22 protein-coding genes are annotated in these 18,689 nt (G+C 66.2%); 5 read left to right on the top strand and 17 right to left on the bottom strand.

The window, feature by feature from the left end; all coding sequences use genetic code 11:
• The first annotated feature begins 98 nt into the window (after window positions 1–98).
• Together A5650_RS01740 and A5650_RS01735 are read left to right on the top strand one after the other, a co-directional pair.
• Entirely contained in the window at window positions 99–1,457 is a 1,359-nt protein-coding gene (locus tag A5650_RS01740) for a DUF7159 family protein (RefSeq protein ID WP_082950557.1), read from the top strand.
• 286 nt (window positions 1,458–1,743) lie between these two features.
• Window positions 1,744–2,490, top strand: coding sequence for a L,D-transpeptidase (locus tag A5650_RS01735; protein WP_067285652.1), 747 nt, complete (start codon window positions 1,744–1,746; stop codon window positions 2,488–2,490).
• Window positions 2,491–2,503: 13 nt separating this feature from the next.
• On the opposite strand, the gene A5650_RS01730 is transcribed toward A5650_RS01735, so the two are convergent.
• The 5 genes from A5650_RS01730 to A5650_RS01710 all read right to left on the bottom strand — a co-directional run bounded on the left by A5650_RS01730 (window position 2,504) and on the right by A5650_RS01710 (window position 5,608).
• The gene (locus tag A5650_RS01730) at window positions 2,504–3,181 is read right to left on the bottom strand and encodes a sterol desaturase family protein (RefSeq protein ID WP_067285650.1); all 678 of its coding nucleotides are present in this window, start codon (window positions 3,179–3,181) and stop codon (window positions 2,504–2,506) included.
• On the bottom strand, window positions 3,178–3,900 hold the full coding sequence (locus A5650_RS01725) for a FadR/GntR family transcriptional regulator (protein WP_067285648.1): 723 nt from the start codon (window positions 3,898–3,900) through the stop codon (window positions 3,178–3,180). The genes A5650_RS01730 and A5650_RS01725 overlap by 4 nt, the downstream gene beginning before the upstream one ends.
• A gap of 51 nt (window positions 3,901–3,951) precedes the next feature.
• The gene (locus tag A5650_RS01720; protein ID WP_067285646.1) at window positions 3,952–4,323 is read right to left on the bottom strand and encodes a nuclear transport factor 2 family protein; all 372 of its coding nucleotides are present in this window, start codon (window positions 4,321–4,323) and stop codon (window positions 3,952–3,954) included.
• A gap of 8 nt (window positions 4,324–4,331) precedes the next feature.
• Window positions 4,332–4,751 (bottom strand): lipoprotein LpqH, encoded by a 420-nt coding sequence (locus A5650_RS01715; RefSeq protein WP_067285644.1) that lies wholly within the window; start codon window positions 4,749–4,751, stop codon window positions 4,332–4,334.
• 80 nt (window positions 4,752–4,831) lie between these two features.
• Complete coding sequence (locus A5650_RS01710; protein ID WP_067285718.1) at window positions 4,832–5,608, bottom strand: helix-turn-helix domain-containing protein; 777 nt, start codon at window positions 5,606–5,608, stop codon at window positions 4,832–4,834.
• A gap of 111 nt (window positions 5,609–5,719) precedes the next feature.
• Between A5650_RS01710 and A5650_RS01705 the strand changes: the two genes are divergently transcribed.
• Window positions 5,720–6,007 carry a hypothetical protein gene (locus A5650_RS01705; RefSeq protein ID WP_067285642.1) on the top strand — a complete coding sequence of 96 codons (288 nt, stop codon included), beginning with the start codon at window positions 5,720–5,722 and terminating at the stop codon, window positions 6,005–6,007.
• A gap of 95 nt (window positions 6,008–6,102) precedes the next feature.
• Here A5650_RS01705 and A5650_RS01700 read toward each other — a convergent pair whose 3' ends face one another.
• The 3 genes from A5650_RS01700 to A5650_RS01690 all read right to left on the bottom strand — a co-directional run bounded on the left by A5650_RS01700 (window position 6,103) and on the right by A5650_RS01690 (window position 9,130).
• Entirely contained in the window at window positions 6,103–6,741 is a 639-nt protein-coding gene (locus tag A5650_RS01700; RefSeq protein ID WP_231992455.1) for a thermonuclease family protein, read from the bottom strand.
• Between the two features lie 137 nt (window positions 6,742–6,878).
• The gene (locus A5650_RS01695; RefSeq protein WP_067285641.1) at window positions 6,879–7,076 is read right to left on the bottom strand and encodes an excalibur calcium-binding domain-containing protein; all 198 of its coding nucleotides are present in this window, start codon (window positions 7,074–7,076) and stop codon (window positions 6,879–6,881) included.
• An 803-nt stretch (window positions 7,077–7,879) separates the two neighbouring features.
• Window positions 7,880–9,130, bottom strand: coding sequence for a cytochrome P450 (locus A5650_RS01690; protein WP_067285640.1), 1,251 nt, complete (start codon window positions 9,128–9,130; stop codon window positions 7,880–7,882).
• A 253-nt stretch (window positions 9,131–9,383) separates the two neighbouring features.
• Here A5650_RS01690 and A5650_RS01685 point away from each other — a divergent pair, with 253 nt between their 5' ends.
• The gene (locus A5650_RS01685) at window positions 9,384–9,974 is read left to right on the top strand and encodes a hypothetical protein (RefSeq protein WP_156743968.1); all 591 of its coding nucleotides are present in this window, start codon (window positions 9,384–9,386) and stop codon (window positions 9,972–9,974) included.
• Here A5650_RS01685 and A5650_RS01680 read toward each other — a convergent pair.
• Together A5650_RS01680 and A5650_RS01675 are read right to left on the bottom strand one after the other, a co-directional pair.
• Complete coding sequence (locus A5650_RS01680) at window positions 9,971–10,450, bottom strand: hypothetical protein (RefSeq protein WP_067285639.1); 480 nt, start codon at window positions 10,448–10,450, stop codon at window positions 9,971–9,973. The genes A5650_RS01685 and A5650_RS01680 overlap by 4 nt on opposite strands.
• On the bottom strand, window positions 10,447–11,067 hold the full coding sequence (locus A5650_RS01675; protein ID WP_067285638.1) for a DUF2867 domain-containing protein: 621 nt from the start codon (window positions 11,065–11,067) through the stop codon (window positions 10,447–10,449). The genes A5650_RS01680 and A5650_RS01675 overlap by 4 nt, the downstream gene beginning before the upstream one ends.
• 58 nt (window positions 11,068–11,125) lie before the next feature.
• On the opposite strand from A5650_RS01675, the gene A5650_RS01670 reads away from it, so the two are divergent.
• Window positions 11,126–11,677 (top strand): TetR/AcrR family transcriptional regulator, encoded by a 552-nt coding sequence (locus A5650_RS01670; RefSeq protein ID WP_067285637.1) that lies wholly within the window; start codon window positions 11,126–11,128, stop codon window positions 11,675–11,677.
• Here A5650_RS01670 and A5650_RS01665 read toward each other — a convergent pair.
• The 7 genes from A5650_RS01665 to A5650_RS01635 form a co-directional block, all read right to left on the bottom strand.
• The gene (locus tag A5650_RS01665; protein ID WP_067285636.1) at window positions 11,667–13,937 is read right to left on the bottom strand and encodes a molybdopterin-dependent oxidoreductase; all 2,271 of its coding nucleotides are present in this window, start codon (window positions 13,935–13,937) and stop codon (window positions 11,667–11,669) included. The two genes, A5650_RS01670 and A5650_RS01665, sit on opposite strands and share 11 nt — an antisense overlap.
• 3 nt (window positions 13,938–13,940) lie before the next feature.
• A complete protein-coding gene (locus tag A5650_RS01660) occupies window positions 13,941–14,513 on the bottom strand; it encodes a TetR/AcrR family transcriptional regulator (protein ID WP_067285635.1) in 573 nt (190 codons plus the stop codon).
• A gap of 125 nt (window positions 14,514–14,638) precedes the next feature.
• Window positions 14,639–14,971, bottom strand: coding sequence for a DUF6766 family protein (locus tag A5650_RS01655; RefSeq protein WP_067285634.1), 333 nt, complete (start codon window positions 14,969–14,971; stop codon window positions 14,639–14,641).
• A gap of 21 nt (window positions 14,972–14,992) precedes the next feature.
• Window positions 14,993–15,430, bottom strand: coding sequence for a hypothetical protein (locus tag A5650_RS01650; protein ID WP_067285633.1), 438 nt, complete (start codon window positions 15,428–15,430; stop codon window positions 14,993–14,995).
• 15 nt (window positions 15,431–15,445) lie between these two features.
• Entirely contained in the window at window positions 15,446–16,579 is a 1,134-nt protein-coding gene (locus tag A5650_RS01645) for a nitronate monooxygenase (RefSeq protein ID WP_067285632.1), read from the bottom strand.
• Between the two features lie 221 nt (window positions 16,580–16,800).
• The gene (locus A5650_RS01640) at window positions 16,801–17,577 is read right to left on the bottom strand and encodes an HAD family hydrolase (protein ID WP_067285631.1); all 777 of its coding nucleotides are present in this window, start codon (window positions 17,575–17,577) and stop codon (window positions 16,801–16,803) included.
• A gap of 12 nt (window positions 17,578–17,589) precedes the next feature.
• Complete coding sequence (locus tag A5650_RS01635; protein WP_067285630.1) at window positions 17,590–18,666, bottom strand: NAD(P)H-dependent amine dehydrogenase family protein; 1,077 nt, start codon at window positions 18,664–18,666, stop codon at window positions 17,590–17,592.
• Window positions 18,667–18,689 lie beyond the last annotated feature (23 nt).

The following is an 18,689-nucleotide window of genomic DNA, read 5'->3' as shown; positions in this document are numbered from 1 at the left end:
ATTGAATGCGAATGAGCCGCAGGCCGACTCCCCGGAAAGTCGGCGAGGCACAGTGCTGTTACCGTCACCCCGGTAAGTGGACGTCCGAAAGGGTGTGAGTGGACGCCGTACTGGGCTTGTCGGTGACACCATCTGCCGTCGGCCTTGTCCTCGTCGAAGGACAGGGCGCCGATGGCCCCACAGTCGACCGCGATGCGATTGAGATCCCTCCCACCCGGCGGTGCTCTCCGCGGCACACGTCCGACGAGGCCGCAGCGGCGGTGCTGCGGGCCGAGGCCGTGGCCACCAACCGCGGCCACCGGTTGCACACCATCGGTGTGACGTGGAGCGACGACGCCGAAACCGAAGCGGCACTCCTAATTAGGTCGTTGCGCGATTGCGGCTTCGACAACGTCGCCGCGATTCAGCTGCCCGAGGCGTCGGAGGCGTTGGCGTGGGCTGTCGCCGATCTGATCGGCAACGACGTCACCGCGGTGTGCGTCATCGAGTACGACGCCGTCATAGCGCTCATCGTGCACACGGGAGAAGGCGCGGTGCAGACCGCCGTCAACCATGCGATCGACAGCGAGGAATCGTTGATCCGCTGGCTGAACACCGTCTTCGCCACCGCCGAGTGGCGGCCCGAGGCGTTGGTACTCGTCGGCTCGGGTGCCGACCTGGACGCCATCATGCCCCGGCTGGAAACCGTGCTGTCGGTGCCGGTGTTCGCACCCGCCGAGGCCGAGTTGGCCCTGGCCCGCGGCGCCGCGCTCGCCTCGGCCGACAGCGGCCAACCGGTGGCGGCCCCCGATCGGCCGCTCAGGCCGGGCACACAACGTCAACGGCAGCCCGCCCAGACCGGCCCGCTGGCGATGCTGGCAGCGGGAACCGTCACCTTCGTGGTGTCGGTGTCGGCGGCCATCAGCATGCAGCTGGCCCCGGGGAAGGTGTCCACTCCCGCCGAACCGAGTCCGGCCGCCAAATCCTCGCCCGATCTCGCTGCCGCAGCGGCCCCCCGTCCTGCCGCTCCGCCGGCGCCCGCGGCCCCACCGGCCCCGCCACCGGCCGAGCTTCCGGCGCCGCCCGAGGAACCGCCCGTCGCCGTCGTCGACATCCCGGCCGCCGTGGAGGATCCACTGCCGGCAGCAGCTCCGCCGCCGGAGGTGCCCATCGCCCCCATCGCCCCGATCCCCGGGGCGCCGGTGTTGCCGCCGGAGTCGATGGCTCCCGGCCTGGTGCCGGCTCAGCCCACTCCCGTACCCCAACGCCGGGGATTGCTGCAACGGATCAGGGACCGGTTCGGGAACGACGACCCCGCGGTGCAGCAGGCACCCCCGCCGCCCGTGGATCCAGCGCTCGCTCCGCCGCCAAACCCGGACGCGGTCGTCGCTCCGCCGCCCGAGGGGGCCCCGCCGCCGGCGCCGGAGGCGCCCGTCGCACCTCCACCCGAGCCCGCCCCGCTGCCGCCGCCCGCGTGACTCGCCGGCCGCCGTGTCGGCAAATCCGCACTCGACGCCGCGCGAGGCGGTCACGGCGTAGCTAGTGCCCACACGGGTTGCCCGCACGGACCAGTCGGTTCGCCGAGCCCGAATAGTGCTGGCTTCGCCTCCTGTTGCGATCGATCGAGCGGGTCGGCTGACCGGACGGGGTGAAACATTCTGAACAGCGGATTCGATATGCGCTGTGAAGTCGACACCGACGTGCGCCTACGGGCCCGACTTGCGATTACCGGGGGAACCTCATGAGACGACTTAGGATGGAAGTGTGCTGAAGCTACGAAATCTGCTCGCGGTGGCGAGCCTCGCGGTACTCACCGTGGTCTCCGCCCCGACTGGTTCCGCGGGTGTCGCAACGCCGACCGATGTAGCCAGCATCCAACCGGCCGGCCAGACAGTCGGTGTGGCACATCCGGTCACGGTGACGTTCAACCGGGCGATCGAAGACCGCGCGGCCGCCGAGCGCACCTTTGCGGTATCCGCGCCGACCATGCCCGCCGGGACTCAGGCCGGGAAGTTCGCCTGGCTCGATGACCGTGTGCTGCAGTGGACTCCGGAGCAGTTCTTCCCGGCGCATTCGACCATCACGGTCACGGCGGGGAACGCCAAGGCCAGTTTCCAGACCGGGGCCGAAGTGCTCGGGGTGGCCGATATCGAAGCCCATACCTTCACCGTCAGCATCGACGGCGAGACCATGCGCGAAATGCCCGCATCGATGGGCAAGCCGAAGCACCCGACACCCAGGGGATCGTTCACGGTGCTCGAGAAGCAGAATCCGGTGATCATGGATTCCCGCACCATCGGCATTCCGCTGGACGATCCCGATGGCTACAAGCTCACCGTCTACTACGCCGTCCGCATCAACTGGGGTGGGGTGTACGTGCACTCCGCACCATGGTCGACGGGCTCGCAGGGGTACGAGAATGTCAGCCACGGCTGCATCAATCTCAGCCCGGACAACGCAGCGTGGTACTACGACACGGTGAGCATCGGCGACCCGGTAATCGTTCAGTAGCCGATCGACACGGTCACGTCGGTTGAGCGCCGGCGTGAAGGTTCTTCGCCGTCGGTGAGTTCTCCACTGTGGCCGGATCGGGGTACGTGCCGAGCACTCGGTCGGCCGTGCCGGAACTGGTGACGGTGAACCAGTAGTGCTCGTTCTTGAAGTGGTGATGGCGGTGGTTACGCCACACCGCCCGATAGAGAGCGGTTTTCGGTTTGTAATCGCTGTGGATCAGGTAATGCGTCCACTCGTACACCAGCCCGAGCGCGCCGATGCAGACGAGGTACGACAGCCCGAGACCCAGGCGGGGAAATGCCAGGAGGCCGACGGCGACGGTCACCGGTAATACCCACGTGGCCAGAGACTTCCACGGGATGAAGATCAGCGGGATGCTGCGCGGATCGCTGTGGTGCGCCCGGTGTTCGCGGGCCAAGAGTGGATCGATCGTCAAGGCCCCAAGCCGTTTCGGCCGCCAGTGCAGGACGAAGACGTGAATGAGCCATTCGAAGAACGGGAAGACCGCGAGCATCACCACCGGCACGATCGCGTCGGTGATCTGCCAGTCGCCGACGGCGATGCGGGCCACCGCCGCGGCCACCAGGGTGGCGCCGATCATCCAGGGGGAGGGGTGTTTTGAGAATTCGCGGAGTGCATCGGCGAGCGTGAACGATTCGCGCGCGCGACGTGCGCCTGTGGTTGTCATCGCTGTTTCTCCAGGTCGTCGAGAGCGTGCAGCAGTGCTGTCGTTGCCGGTTCGAGAAGGCTTTGAGCGGCCTGTCGGGCCCGCGGCGGATCGCCGCCCGTGATCGCGTCGGCCAATTCCCGGTAGGCCTGCGGCCTGCCAACCTCGTCGACCATCACCGCCGCCAATGCGGGGAGCGCCGGTTCGTAGGTGGCTCGCAGCGTGTTGTACATCAGCCGGAAGGCGATCGAGTCGGCGCCTTCGACGATGTGGTCCCAGAACGTCAGGGCGTGACGTTGCTGTTCGACTGGATCGTCTGCGGCCGCCAAATCCTGCAGAGCTCGATCGAGAGATGAGGCCAGCTCCGTGCCGCCGCGTTCGGCGGCCAGTTCGGCGACCTTGGGGCCGTTGTGCAGCCGCGTCTCGAGGATGCTGCGGACGACCGACAGATCGAGCTCGCCGGCCCGGATCAGTAGACGGGGAAGCAGGTCCAGACCCGCATGGCGTCGGAAGTCGCGCACCGTGGTGGCGTCGCCCTGGCGCACTTCGACCAGACCCGCGGCGGTGAGCCGCTTGAGCGCCTCGCGGACAGCGGGGCGGGAAACGCCGAGGACCTCGGCTAATCTGCGCTCGCTGGGCAGCGACTCCCCGGGCTGCATCTGCCCGCTGAGCACCTCCGACATGATCTGCTCGAAGACGTCTTCGGGCACGGAGCGCCGATTCACCGGTTGCAGGGCCATGCCGCCAGCGTGCCAGCGCGGCGGACAGAGGTCAAGTGGTCAGACCAGTGATCAAGTGGCGGAGAGTCGCTCCTTCATCATCTCGGCGAGTGTCATCGTCGCCGACAGGGGTCGCACCATCACCGTGAGCTCACTGATTGCGCCGCTCTCGTCGGTTCGGATGAAGTCGCAGCCTTCGATGTCCTTGTCGCCGACCTTGGCCTGGAACATCAGGGCGTGATCCGACGCGTCGGGCGCTCCGATCTCGCGGACGTACCGGAAGTCTTCGAAGACCTCCATCACGGCCTTCAGGATGTGGCGGAGCGCGTCGCGCCCCTGGTACGGCGTGAAGACCACGGGGCTACGGAACACGACGTCGTCGCGGCACAACGCCATCATGGCGTCGAGATCGGCAGCCTCCACCGCCTGGCGAAATTTGTGCACGGCGCCGCTCAGCAGTTGGCTTCGATCCGGAAGGTGGCCGTCACCGCGTTGCTCGGGTTGTCGGTGAAGGAGCCGTCAGCCGAACCGGTGATCGTGAACTTGCCGCCGGCGCCCTTCACCTCGGCCTCGCCGATGTTCCCTTTCCAGAAGTTGCCGGTGAAGCCACCGAAGTCGTTGAAGGTGACCGCTTCGACGGTCACCTTGTCTCCGGTGCCGATGTTGGCCGTGAAGCCCTTCTTCTCGTCGGGCGTCTCGATCGTCCACAGCCACCCGGATTGCTTGCACAACACCGCGTGCGGGCCACCTGTGCTCTCGCCGTTGATGGTTACCTTCGCGGTCGTCCCCCCGAGTGCCGCGGGCGGCGTCGAGCAGCCCGCGGAACCGGCGACGAGCATGACCGCGGCTGCCGCAACGAGTCGGTTGTCCATGACGCCAGACTCTATTGGTGTTTGCGGCCGCACATGCGCGGTTCGGTCGGAACTACCCGCGGAGCAGACTCTTGTGACGATCACCGCAAGGCGGTCGCGGTGGCCTCGTCGGCGGGTAGGAAGGCCTCGATGGAGAGCTCGGCGGCGGTGAGGTCGAGCGCGGTGCCGAACGTCGTGACGGTCGACAGGAAGGTCAGCAGCCGCCCGTCGGGTGCGTAGAGCTCCAGCGGCACCGCGACGCCGCCCAGATCCGTCGAGCCGCCCGAACCGCCGGAGTAGGAATCGATTTCGGCCAGCAGCGTCGACAACTCGTGCGACCCGCTGACGGCGACCTCGCGCCGGAGGCGCTCGATGAGATGGTGTCGCCACTGCGCGAGGTTGCGGATCCGGGGCGCCAACCCGTGGGGGTGCAGGGCGATCCGCAACGCGTTCGGCGGTTGGAGCAGCTCGGGGGCTACACCCTCCAACAGCACGCCGGTCCCTTCGTTCGCTCGCACGATCTGCCAACCACGATCAACTACGATGCAGGGAAAGGGGTTGTAGGCGTTGAGGACTCGGTCGATCCCCGCCCGGACCGCGGACATGTCAGGGTCGTCGAGAGAGCGCTCGGGATACACCGGAGCAAGGCCCGCCGCCAACAACAGCTGATTCTGTTCGCGACGCGGCACGTCGAGCACCTCGGCCAGCCGCAGCACCATCGCGCGGCTGGGCGCGGATCGTCCCGTTTCGATGAAACTGACGTGTCGCGGCGACACCTCGGCCGCGATGGCCAGGTCAAGCTGACTGAGCCGACGCCGCCGGCGCCACTCCTTCAGCAGTCCGCCGAACCCTTGGGTCTGCACACCCGCGGAGGTCATGGTTGCCAGTGTGGCCTCTGGAGCACCGCGCATCCACTACGTCGCAGGTAATTGCGGCCGTTACGTCAGCGGGGCAGCGTTGATGGTGATCAGCGAGCAGAGAGGAGAATCATGGGAACCCTTCCGCCCACGACACCGATTCCGCGGTGGCTGCGGTTCGTGCTGATCTCCGACCGTGCCGGGTCGGCGTGGTACATCGGTGCCGGGTTCTTCTTCGCGCCCGTGCTGGCGGTGCTGTCGCCGTGGCCGGCGATCACCGCGGTGTGCTGGGCCGTCATCGGGCTCTTCGGGCTGTGGCTCGGACTGCTCGGCATCGCGATGGCGACCGGGCTAGCGATGGTGTTGAAGTCGAATGGCGTGATACCCGAGGAGTATTGGCGCTCGATCATCGACTACTGACGCGCCTCAGATGGCGCTGTGATCGAGTGCCGTGGCTCCATTGTTTCTACGAGATGGCACCGCACAACCCGCAGCCCGTCGGTGTGGACATACACTCATGTGTCGCATGCGGTGCCGTCGCCGTCTCGGTCGAGCCCTTTGCGATAACCTGGCTGGCCGACCTGGATTGGGGCGGCCCCGGCGGCGCGTGCTGCATCGCAATTCTTGTAGTAGACGCTCGCGGGCGACGCCGGCACCGAAGGTACCGGGGGAGGCGGGGCGAGCGACGGCGATGGAACAGTCGCCGCCGACCCGCTTGTGACTGTTGCCGGACTCCAAGCCGTATCGCCATTGCACGGTGGGCCCCAGAGCCCACGCTTTGCCTCCTTGGCCTCCCGCTCGGCCGCCGCTATTGCGGCGTAGCGGCTCACGGGCACACCGCCATATACATAGCTGCGTGCCGCGCCAGCGCGAGCCGCCTCGACCGAGTAGTCCCAATCATCAGCTCGGACAAGGTATGCCAGGGTACGGCCGTAGTGGTCGGTGCGCTCCTGAGTGGAATCAGGGACGAGTGCCACTCGCTGCCCGACCATCGTCGTACGCGCGAACTCCGTTGCCTCGGGCCCCCAGCAGCCGACGGTGTATCCGGGCTTCTTCGTTTCCGGGGTGTCGATCCCGAGAAGTCGCACGCGGAGCCGGCCCCTGACGTCGTCGCGAATGTCGATGGTGTCACCGTCGACAACGTTCAAGACCACAGCCGTTGCGGTGACGGTGTCAGCGACCGCCAAAGGGGAAGAGAGCACCGCCACGCCCACGCCGGCCGTCGTAGTGGCGGCGAGTAGAGCCTGACCGAAGCAGAGCCCAGCGGCGAACCGACAGATGAGTCGCGAGGTTACGACTCGCATGCAATGCCGTCATGGTCGCGGTCGCCGCCATCCCAGTAATCGGGGTCGCCCTGCGGAATGTCGTAACGACCGTCGGCGTGCGCGGCGCTGCAGTTCGCGTACGGCCCATCTGCAAGAGCAGCGGGCGCCAGGCCAATAGCTGGCGCCGTGACGACAAAAACGGCCACGACGAAGGTCTTGATCATGCGTGTATCCCTCACATTTGAAATGGGTTGATGTGAGATGACCCAGCCCCCGCCAAGGGTTCATCTGGCTTCAAGGCTAGAGAGAATGCACCGAGAAGGAATCAGGGATTTCCCTATATCCGAGTTTGCTGAGGCGCGTCGCGAAGGCCTCGTTGCGGTGAGTCGGCCTTACCTCTCACTGAGCTCGTGGTTGTAGCGTTCACGGTTCGGCTGTGATCGAAGGCCGAAGGCGTGCGCCTTCATGTGGTCTCACCAGTAATAATGCGTCAACTGGAGTAGCCGCCCTTGCCGAGTACCGACCGGCCACTGCGGATGTCCGCACGCAAATGGGACGCTCTCGCTTTCGAGGGTCGAGCTCAACACTCGCCGATGAAGCGCCTACGACTTTGCCCAGTCAGCCAGGCTGCTAGTAACGATCACGAACGGGCCAACGACACTTATTGCGACTCAAGGCGAATCCGCCGGTCAAACTGGGGCAGCCAAACCATCACATAGCGGATGGGCTGTAATCGCGTTAGTCGGCGGGCTGAACTCCCGCTTGCGAGAGCACCGAAAAGAGGGGCCCGGACGGGACGGACTGTGGGCAAAGCTTGCCCCCGATGGACATCCCGCAGTCCGGTCTTGCGAGCAAGACCCGGCTTGGTAGACGATCCCGTCCGGGTAGAACCTCGACACCCGCTTCCTTAAGGTGCCGAAAATGAAAGTACCGGTGCCGAACGACATTGCGCGTCCGCCGATCGGACGCTTTTGCGGAGGACGGTGGTGTCCACCGATCGGGGGAAAATCTCAGGCGGAGCGCTTCGTCACTGACCGCCGGTACCCGCGCCGACATAATCGACCTGCCAGTGTTTGATGCCGTTGAGCCAGCCCGACCGCAGTCGCTCGGGCGGGGCCAGCGGCTTCAGGTTGGGCATCTCGTCGGCTATCGCGTTGAAGATGAGGTCAATCGTCATCCGGGCCAGGTTCGCGCCGATGCAGTAATGCGCACCTGTACCGCCGAATCCGACGTGCGGGTTGGGATCTCGCAGGATATTGAACGTGAAGGGGTCCTCGAAGACCTCTTCGTCGAAGTTGGCCGACCGGTAGAACATGACGACCCGGTCGCCCTTCTTGATCTGCACCCCGGACAGTTCGGTGTCCTCGAGCGCGGTCCGCTGGAAGGACGTCACCGGGGTGGCCCAGCGCACGATCTCGTCGGCGGCCGTGGCGGGGCGCTCCTTCTTGAAAAGCTCCCACTGGTCGGGGAAATCCGTGAACGCCATCATGCCCTGGGTGATCGAGTTGCGCGTCGTCTCGTTGCCGGCGACGCCCAGAAGAATGACGAAGAAGCCGAACTCGTCGTCGGTGAGCTTGTGACCTTCGACGTCGGCCTTCACGAGCTTGGTCACCAAATCGTCGCCCGGGTTCTTGCTGCGCTCCGCGGCCATCTGCATGCCGTACATGATCAGCTCGACCGAGGCGGCTTTCGGATCGTTGCGGGCGTACTCGGGATCCTGGTCGCCCACCATCTGATTCGACCAGTGAAACAACTTCATCCGGTCTTCCTGCGGAACGCCCATCAACCCGGCGATCGCTTGCAGGGGAAGCTCGCACGACACCTGCTCGACGAAGTCGCCGGAACCCTCCGCGGCGGCCGCTTTGACGATCTTGGCCGCACGCTCGCGCAATTCGTCGCGCAGTGATTCGATCGCGCGCGGCGTGAAGGCCCGCGAGATGATTTTGCGCAGATGCGTGTGGTGCGGCGCGTCCTGGTTGAGCAGCACCACCTTGCCGGCCTCGAGCGATTCCGCATCGGCCTCGTCGCGGTAGCGCGGCAGCGCCGTCTTCTTGTTACTGGAGAAGACGTCGCTTCGTCGCGAGATCTCCTTGACGTCCTTGTGCCGGGTGACTACCCAGAAGCCCTTGTCGCCGAAGGCCAGGTTTCCCTTCGTCTGCTCGTTCCACCAGATCGGCGCCACCTTGCGCAGCTCGGCGAGTTCGTCGACCGGCAGACGTTCGGCGTAGATGTCTGGATCGGTGAAATCGAATCCGGGCGGAAGGTTCGGAGTCGGCATGGCTGCATCCCTCACATGACGTGGTCTAGTGCCCTCACCGCATTGCTACACCACTGATGGGGCCAGGTGAGGTGGGTTCGAGAAACTCCGACGAAATGGGAAGTGGAACGTGTTCTCTAGGGCGCGTTTATTGACCTGTTCGTCACGGCGAGCACTCCTGTAACAATTCTGCGACACTGTTCGAACCAAAAGTGACGCCGTCGAAGGGGCCGGGAATCCGGCCGCGAGACGGGGACGGGGAAAGGGGGCAGCGGTGAGGATCGTCAACAACCCGAAGAGGCTTTCGCTGCTGGGTGCAGGGATGGCCGCGGCTCTCATGGCCGCCGCGCCGCAGACCCTCGCCGATCCAGCCGCCCCGGCGCCTCCACCGCCACCCCCGGCCAGCGCAGCAGTCACGGCCGCCGCGGCACCGGCGCCCGCCCCGGTTCCTGCCCCGGCGCCGGCGCCAGCCGATCCGTTGGCGCTTCTTCCCCCGGCGCCAGCCGCACCGCCGCCTGCACCGGCACCCGAGCCGGCAGCCGCACCCGCCCCCACCGAGCCGGAGGGCGTCTCGCACCTGGCGAGCCCGGACACGCTGCCACCCGGCACCACCCTGGACCCGACCGGCCGGGGAAACGAGAGCCCGAACATCAGCTACCTGAAGGACCTGTGGCACGCCGTGCAGAGTCAGGAGATCAGCGGTAAGGAAGCGCTGATCATGGGTCTCGCTCAGCGCGGTATGAACACCCCCATCCCGAACCAGGTGCCCGGACCAAACGTGCCCAACGCGCCGACAGCTCCCGCGTCCGCCGCGCCGGCCCCACCCGCGCCGCTCGCGCCCGCGCCTCCGGCGCCGACGCCCTAGCGGCAGACTCGTTCGAGCAGCGAGCGCACGGTGTGCACGTGCGAATCCTCGATCGTCGACCACAGCCTGCGCGCGAGTGGGTTGTCCTGACGAACAAACGTCGCGAACAGTAACCCGCCGTCGCGGCGGCACATGAACAACTCACCGGGCATACCGATACGCGAGTGTGCCCCGAGTAGTACGGAATCGGCGTCGGTGGCGCGGATCGGCCACCCGAGGATGGTTCGATCCGACCCGGGGGTTCGCAGCTTGAGTCCGATCGCCGACCACGCCGAGAGCAGTCGGATGCGCGTGTTGACAGGTGCGCCTTCCAACATCGCCCGCATCCACTCTCCGGCGCTGCGGTCGAACGGGCCCTCCACGGCGACGTCGAAGGCATCGGCGTAGTCAATACGCCCGAGCGTGCTCGCTGATATGAGCGTATCCATCGGGCGGATCTGTTGGACGCGGCGTTGGGACGCTTCGGTTCTCGTCATGGTTGCCTACTTTCGTGGTGTCGGTTCACGGTCGGTCGACTTCGCCACAGTCGGCCGATGTCGCGCAGCAAGCGCGGATAGACGATCAGGTGGCGGAAGGGGGAGATCGCTGTCAAATACATCCGGCCCATCGCACCGTTGGGCCGGACAAGAACCGCCATCTGTCCGTGGTGAGCACCGGAAGCGCCGGCCACCCATCCGACATGCAGGACCCCGTGCACGGTTCGGTTGGCGATCTCCATCGCGAACTCGTCGTCGGTCAGGTACAGGGGGGCAAATTGATCGTGTTCGATGCCGAGTTGCGATGCTGTAGAACGTAATTCGGGCGCGAGCCGGTCCCGCAGCGTCGGGACGCGTACGCCCACGCCTTCCTGTGGCGTGTCGAGCGCGAACCACCTTCCGAGGGCCCAACGGGCTGCGAACAACGCGCGCACGATGAGCGAAGTTCTACCGGGGTCGAAATCGCGCCAGAGGCCGACGAGATCACCGAAGTCATTGCGGCCGCCAGGCGTGGGAAGCGCCCAGACGTCGAGGACTTCGAACCCGGCGGCGATTTCGTGGATGCGCCAAGGCTGGGCCAGGTGCTCGGAGTTGTCGAGTCGCTCACCACCAAACATACATAACTGTATGCTTGAATCAGTCACGCCGTCAAGGCCTTGGCACAGGGGGTTACCGATGGTCGCTCAGATCCGCACGCCGCGGGCTACATGGATCGACGCCGGCCTAGAGGCGTTGGCTGCGGGCGGGCCGGACGCCGTTCGGGTGGACCTGCTCGCGAAGGCATTGGGCGTCACCCGCGGCGGGTTTTATTGGCACTTCGCCAATCGGAAGGATTTTCTCGACGCCGTGCTGGAGGTGTGGGAGCACCGCAGCACCGACGATGTGCTCGCCCGGGTCGAGTCCGAGGGCGGAGACGCCAGGGCGAAGGTCCGCAGGGCGGGCCTGCTCACGTTCTCCAAGGAGCTGCTACCGGTCGACCTCGCCGTGCGTGACTGGGCGCGCCGGGATGGGGCGGTGGCCAAGCGGCTCCGCCGCGTGGACAACCGTCGGATGGAGTACCTGCGCGACCTCATCGGCACTTTCGTCGACGACGCGGCCGATGTCGAGGCCCGCGCCCTGCTCGCCTTCTCCTTGGCGATCGGTGCTCACTTCATCGCGGCCGACCACGAGGGCCTGAGCCGACGCGCGGTGCTCGAGCGGGCGACGCAGCGACTGCTCACGGGATGACACCCGCGGAGCTCAGCGCTCCATGCTGCGACGGGATCGCCGTGATGCGGGCGGGCACGTGTTTGTGCCACGGGGTGCCCGCGTAGGGGTCACGCCAGTCGCTCGACGTCAACGAGTTCGGCGCCACGCCCGGCGCGTTCGCGCGGCCGTCGTCGTCGACGAAGTCGAGCCCGAACCCATTGGGCAGTGACGCATGTCCGGGCAGCATGGCCGTGCTCACCTCGACGGTGGCCTCGGCGCTGCCCGCCGCGGTCGTGATCCGCGCGCGTCCGCCGTTGACGAGTCCGAGCGCCTCGGCATCCTCGACGCTGACCCGCAGGGCGCCGTCGGTGTCGCGTTTGCGCCACGACGGATCACGAAAGATGTCGTTGGCGGTATAGGCGCGTCGTTCGCCGGCCGACAGCACGATCGGAAACTCCGCATCCACCAGGGACGCGGGCTTTTCCGCGAGCGCTCGCAGCTCGTCAAGCATCTCCGGCATGTGCAGTGCGATCTTGTGGTCAGCGTGACTGATCAGCGCGAAGTCGTCGACGTATTCGTGGACGGTGAAGGTGACACCGGATCGACTCGCCAGGATCGCATCGAAGAGGGCATTGCCGTCCGCGTGTCCCGCACGGCGCACCGCATCGGGATAGGTCATCGCCGCCTTCTGTGCCAACCCCCACAAAGCGGCCGCACCGGAAAGGCCCTGTGGCAGTGTTGGTCCCAGTGTCTCGTAGAGCACGAACGGCAACACCTTGCCCAGCATCGGGCTGGCGGCCGCCGCCTGCAGGAAGGCCGCGGCATAGGCGTCGCGGCCTTCCTCTGCCGCCGCGCGGAGGGGCGCCAGATCGGCTTCGTCGACGACGTCGAGCGCCCGCGTGAGCCGGGCCCAGATCTCCGGTTCCGGGAGCGTGCCCTCGAGCGGTTCGAGAAGGGGATGACGCAAGTGAAAGGTGTTGTGCGGGAATTCGAGGTTGAAGAACGTCGACTCACACTTCTCGTACTGGCTCGCCGCCGGCAGGACGTAGTGGGCAAGTCGGGCCGTCTCCGTCATCGCGACGTCGATGACCACCATCAACTCGAGCGACGCGAAAGCCTCACGGCATGCAGTGGAGTCGGCGAGTGAGTGCGCCGGATTGCTGCTCTCGACGATCATCGCCCGGAACCGATCCGGGTGATCGTTCAGGATCTCCTGGGGCACCACGTTGCTCGGGACCAGCCCGCCGACGATCGGCGCTCCGAGGACCGGTGTGCGGCCCACCTCCGGTGTGTGCCGGAACAACGGGCCGAACGACGAATGCAGATGCTGGCCACCGCGTTTGGCGAAGTTGCCGGTCAGAATCCACAGCAGCTTGTTCAGATAGGAGCACAACGTGCTGTTGGGAGCCTGCTGCACGCCCAAATCCTCGAACACCGAGACGCTGGCCGCGATGCCGATCCGGCGCGCAGCGGTGCGGATCAGTTCCTCATCGACACCACAACGCAGCGCATACTCGCCGACCGGGACCTCTTGCAACGCCTCCCGGACGGCATTTGCCCCGTGCACATGCTCGGTGAGAAACGTCTCGTCGCAGAGGTTTTCCTGGACCAGGACCGCCGCCAGCGCCGACAGGCACCACGCGTCGGTGCCCGGTCGGACGCGCAGGTGATAGTCGGCCATCTTCGCGGTGTCGGTGACGACCGGGTCGATGACGATCATCGAGCGGCCGGGATCCTTCGCGATCGCGTTGAGCACCGTGCGGGCTCGCGGGAAGCTCTGCGACATCCACGGGTTCTTGCCGACGAAGACCGACACCTCGGCGTGTTCGAACTCGCCGCGAGTATGTCCTCCGTAGAGGTGCGCGTCGATCCATGCCTCACCGGTCTTCTCCTGCGCCAAGGCATTGGACCGATAGTGGGATCCGAGCGCTTTGAGGAAGGCCCCGCTGTAGGCGCCGCCAAGGTGATTTCCCTGACCCCCGCCGCCGTAGTAGAAGATCTTGTCGCCACCGTATGTGTCGGCGATGCGCCGGAATCCGGCCGCCACTTCCGTGATCGCGGTGTCCCAGTCGATCTCCTCGTAGCTGCCGTCACTGCGGCGCCGCATGGGCGACGTCAGCCGAGCACGGTTGTTCTGGTAGTGGTCGAGGCGCAACGCCTTGTTGCACGTATAGCCCTGGGACGCGGGATGCGCTCTGTCGCCGCGGATCTTGGCGAGCCTGCGATCCTCGAGTTGTACGACGATCCCGCAGTTGCATTCACACAGGATGCAGGCCGTCGGATGCCATTCGTCGCTCATCGTTCACCTCTCGTCCGGTGCCGCGGCCTCGAGAAGCGCCCGCAATTGGTTGTGTACGAGTTCGAGTGGTCTCATGTCGCGGGTGGTCCGAGCCACGACGATCGCGCCTTCGACGGAGGTCAACACCAGCATCGCCAGTGCCTCGGCGCGCTCGGGGGCGACACCGTCATCGATCAACCGGTCGATCATGAGGCCGTTCCAGCTCGTGAACGCCGCGGCTGCGCGATCGACCACCGGCGTGACGTCGGCCTTGCCGCCCGATTCGACCGCCACCGCGACCACGGGACATCCGGCACGAAATTCGGTGTCGGCGAGCTGCTTTCGGAAGCCGTTCACCAACGCGTCGAGCGCGTCCGCGGCGCTGCCCGCATTCTCGATTCGCGATGCGATATAGGCGCTTGCGTAATCGACGGCTTCACAGAGCAATTGGGTGCGTCCGCCGGGGAAGTAGTGATAGGCCGACCCGCGCGGGGCACCGCTGTGCGCGAGCACGTCGGCGATCGCCGTCGGGTGGGCGCCGCGTTCCCGGATCAGGAGCGCCGCGGAGGCGACCATCCGCTCACGATGGTTGGCCATGCGCAAGACCTCTCGTCAAAGTATGTATGTAACCCTACATAATCGCGGCGTCCGCTGACAGCCCTTCGGCGGAGAACGGTGTCACGCGTTCCGGACACGCTCCCTAAGCGGCCGACACCGCCAGGTCAGGACGGGGGAGTCGACGGACTCAACCGGTCCTGAATGTCGTCGATCTTGGCTTCGATGCGCTCGAGATCCTCGGCGTCGACTCTGAAGAGCCAATGCTTGGCGCCGAGCAGCAGGATCGCCTGGAAGATCAGCTGCAACCACTCGCTCTGCCAGTTCTCGAACGTGCTCGCGAAGAATTGGTGCAGGTACTCGCCCCACACGAAGGGCTGGCCGTGCTGCTGTTGGGTGCTGGTGAACTCGGCCAGTTGGGTCACGAACTGGCCCACCCAACTACCGATGAACAGTAGGAGCAACAGGTATACGGCGCCCCACCGCCTGAAGTGCCTCATGGACGATCGAGTACCCAAGGATCATCGGGCCACCCAGACGACGAGGAACGCCGACATGGACGCCAGGCACAGGAGGTGGTCGCGGCAGATGGCGCGCGCCAACCGTGTCTGGCCTAAGGCGTCGTCGACCCGGCTGCCGAGCCGCCTGGCCGCCGGCACCGTGTGCACCGCCGCAAGGACGATCGGCGCCGCGGCCAGCGCCGAGGGAATCAGCAACGACAGAGCGGGTTCCTCAGACCAACGGACGCCCAGAACGACGAGCAGTACGACCATCACCACCGCGATGACGAGGTTCATCTTCGTCGTCGTCGCACGCCCGTAATACCCGGCGATCGAGGCCAATACCGGATCCGGCACCTGTGGCGCCGAGCGGTGGGGTAGGACCTGACTGTCGAAGATCAGGTCCATCCACAAAACGGCGAGAAGGAAGCCGGCGCATGCCGCCGCCGTCAGGTCCATGCGGCGAGCCGCGGGTCAGACCGAGGCGGCCTCGTTGATCTCGTCGAGCTTGCCGGTGGCCTCGAGGTACTCCTGCACCCAGCGCTCGATCACCGTCGCGGTCTTCTCGACTTTGGTGAACTGGCCGACGACCTGACCGATCGGGTTGAACGCCACGTCGACGGACTCGTTCGGGTACTTGTGGGTCGCTGCCACCGCCATCCCGGAAACCATGTACTGCAACGGCATTCCGAGCGGCTTGGGGTTGTTCGGATCCTCCCACGCATCGGTCCAGTCGTTGCGCAACATCCGCGCGGGCTTACCGGTGAACGATCGGCTGCGCACGGTGTCCTTGCTGGAGGCCTTCACGTATGCCTCGTGCTGCACCGGGGTGTTCTCCGACTCCTCGACCATCACCCACTGCGAACCGGTCCAGGCGCCTTGCGCGCCGAGCGCGAGTGCCGCCGCGATCTGCTGGCCGCTGCCGATGCCGCCTGCGGCCAGCACCGGCACCGGGGCGACCTCCTTGACGACCTGCGGCCACAGCACGATCGAGCCGATCTCGCCGCAGTGCCCACCGGCCTCGCCGCCCTGGGCGATGATGATGTCCACGCCGGCGTCGGCGTGCTTGCGCGCCTGTGACGGCGAGCCGCACAGCGCTGCGACCTTGCGGCCTTCTTCGTGGATGTGGTTGATCATGTCGGCGGGGGGAGTGCCGAGCGCGTTCGCGATCAGCGTGCACTTCGGGTGCCGCAGGGCGACCTCGACCTGCGGGGTGGCGGTGGCCTCTGTCCATCCGAGCAGCTGCAGCGCGTCGTCATCACTGTGGTCGACCGGAACGCCGTGGTCGGCGAGGACCTTCTTGGCGAAGTCGATGTGCTCCTGCGGTACGAGGTCGTTCAGGGTCTTCTTGAGCACCTCGGGATCCATGTCGGCGGCGTCCATGCCCTCGTACTTGTTCGGGATCACGATGTCGACGCCGTACGGGTGGTCACCGATGTTCTCGTCGATCCACTTGAGTTCGATCTCGAGCTGCTCGGGGGTGTATCCGACCGCGCCGAGCACGCCGAAGCCGCCGGCCTTGCTCACCGCGACGACCACGTCCCGGCAGTGGGTGAACGCGAAGATCGGATATTCGATGCCGAGGTCGTTACAGATCGGGGTGCGCATGCCTGCTCCTTTATGGTGGGCCGCTCAAATTGAAACGTGTTCTAGTTTAGTACGCATCGGAGCCTAAAACGAAAGAGACCTCGTTACCATCCGGATCGACGATGTCGACCGCATCCACCAGGCCGGTGATCAACGACGACCTCTCCGGTTTCGATGCCGGCTCCGCCACCTCGGCGATTCACCGTCACGGCCCACTCCTTCGCCGAGTCTTCTCGACGGCCTCAGTCGTATCCGATCAGCCTGCGCAACGACACCCGTTTGCGGTTGCCGGCCCCCTCGACCTGGAGCACCGGCCACCCATGCTCCGCCGCCATCGCGGCGAGGCCGGGGCGAGGGTTCACCGGTCGCGGGTTGCCGACCAGAGCCATCAGCACCGCATCCTCGTCGCCGTCGGCGTAGAAGTAACTGCGATGCAGCTCAACGTCATTGGCCTCACAGAAGGCCTGCACCGCCGTCGACTTTTTGGCTCCCCAGATGACCGGCTTGGTGATCCGGCCGGTGAGCCGACCCGCGTCGTCGACCTCGAAGTGGTTGCACAGCACATGATCGATTCCGGTGAACCGGGCGACCGGTTCGGCGTGGATAGTCAACGCCGAGCTGCTGAGAACGACGGTGTGCCCGCGCTGTTGGTGTGCCTGGACGATCTCGTGCATGTAGGGGAACACCCGCGCGGCGACCCGCTCGACGAACAGCCGCTCGCCGAGTTCGTCGAGTTCGGCGAGGGATTCACCGCGCAGATATCCGGCCGCACGGGTGAGGAGGCGCTCGAATTGCATGCGGCCCAATCGGTATCGCAGCGACGCCTCGACCACACCGAGCACCTCACCGATGCGCGCTTGCCTGCGCCGGATGCGGTCGGCAGCGTGTGCCGTGGCGGTGAACCCGTCGACGAGCGTGCCGTCGAGATCGAAGAACGCGCCGACGCGGGGATCCTGGGGGCTCGCGGCGATTTCGGCCACAGCGTCCACGGGCCCCGGTACCGCCGGCTGCGCGCTCATAACGGGTTCAGCTTACTGAGCCGCGTACGACCCCTTACCGGTCACGAGCGGCATGTCCAAGGTGGTCCGGATGCCCGGCGCGGCGTCGACGACGTCGGGAATCGCGTTGACGATGCGGCCGGCCGCCGCCAGGATCGCGGCGTAGTTGTGGTCGCCGTTGCGACTCGTGGGGCAGATGTCCATCACGTAGGACGGTTCGCCGGTGATCTCGACGCGGTAGGAGCCGCCGGGTTGTGCGGGCTGGGCCCAGTCCGGTCGCAGGTCTCCGCGCAACCGCGTGACGTGCTCGACGACGATCACCGGCCTGCCCTTGACCATGCCCTCGATCTGAAAGCGCACGGCCGCCACCGTGCCCTTCTTGATGGTGCCGACCGCGACGTCGAAGTCCTCGGGTGCGGGTTCCTGTTCGACGGAGTCCTTGATCTCGTCGACCTCGACGCCGAGGCCCGCCGCGAGCTGCCGGATCGCGGTGCCCCAGGCGATACTCAGCACACCCGGCTGATACAGCATCGGCAGATCACCGATCTCGTTACCGAAGCCCATCACGTCGAACATCACCGTGGCGCCGTCGTAGCTGGCGTAGTCGGCGATCTCCATCGTGCGGATCTGCTCGATGTTTTGACACGTCCCCGCGAGCGCAAAGGGCAGCAGATCGGTCACGAAGCCCGGGTCGACACCGGTCATGAAGACCGTCGAGTTCCCCTCCCGCGCAGCATCTTCGATGCGCTGGATGTACTTGTCCGGGATCACCTGCCACGGGTACTGCAGCACGCCCAGACCGGAGCCGACGACGTCGATGCCCGCCGCGAGGATCTTGCGCACGTCGGCCATCGCGTCGGGTAGCCGGGTGTCGCCCATCGCGCAGTAGACGACGCAGTCCGGTGCGGCTGCGATGATCGTGTCGAGGTCGTCAACCGCGGTCACGCCGGTGGTGGCGTCGAGGCCGGCCAACTCTCCGGCGTCTTTGCCCACCTTGGCCTTCGACGAGACCCAGACCCCGGTGAGATCGAACCGCCCGTCGTTGACGAGTTGCTCGAGCGCGAGGCTGCCGCAGTTGCCGGTTCCGATGAGCGCCACTCGTATAGCCATGGCGAGCAGTATGCCGTGCTGAC

Source organism: Mycobacterium sp. 1164985.4, from assembly GCF_001668575.1.
Lineage (GTDB): Bacteria > Actinomycetota > Actinomycetes > Mycobacteriales > Mycobacteriaceae > Mycobacterium.
Note: the sequence above shows the minus strand (reverse complement) of the source record. Positions and strands in the feature narration are given on the sequence as shown.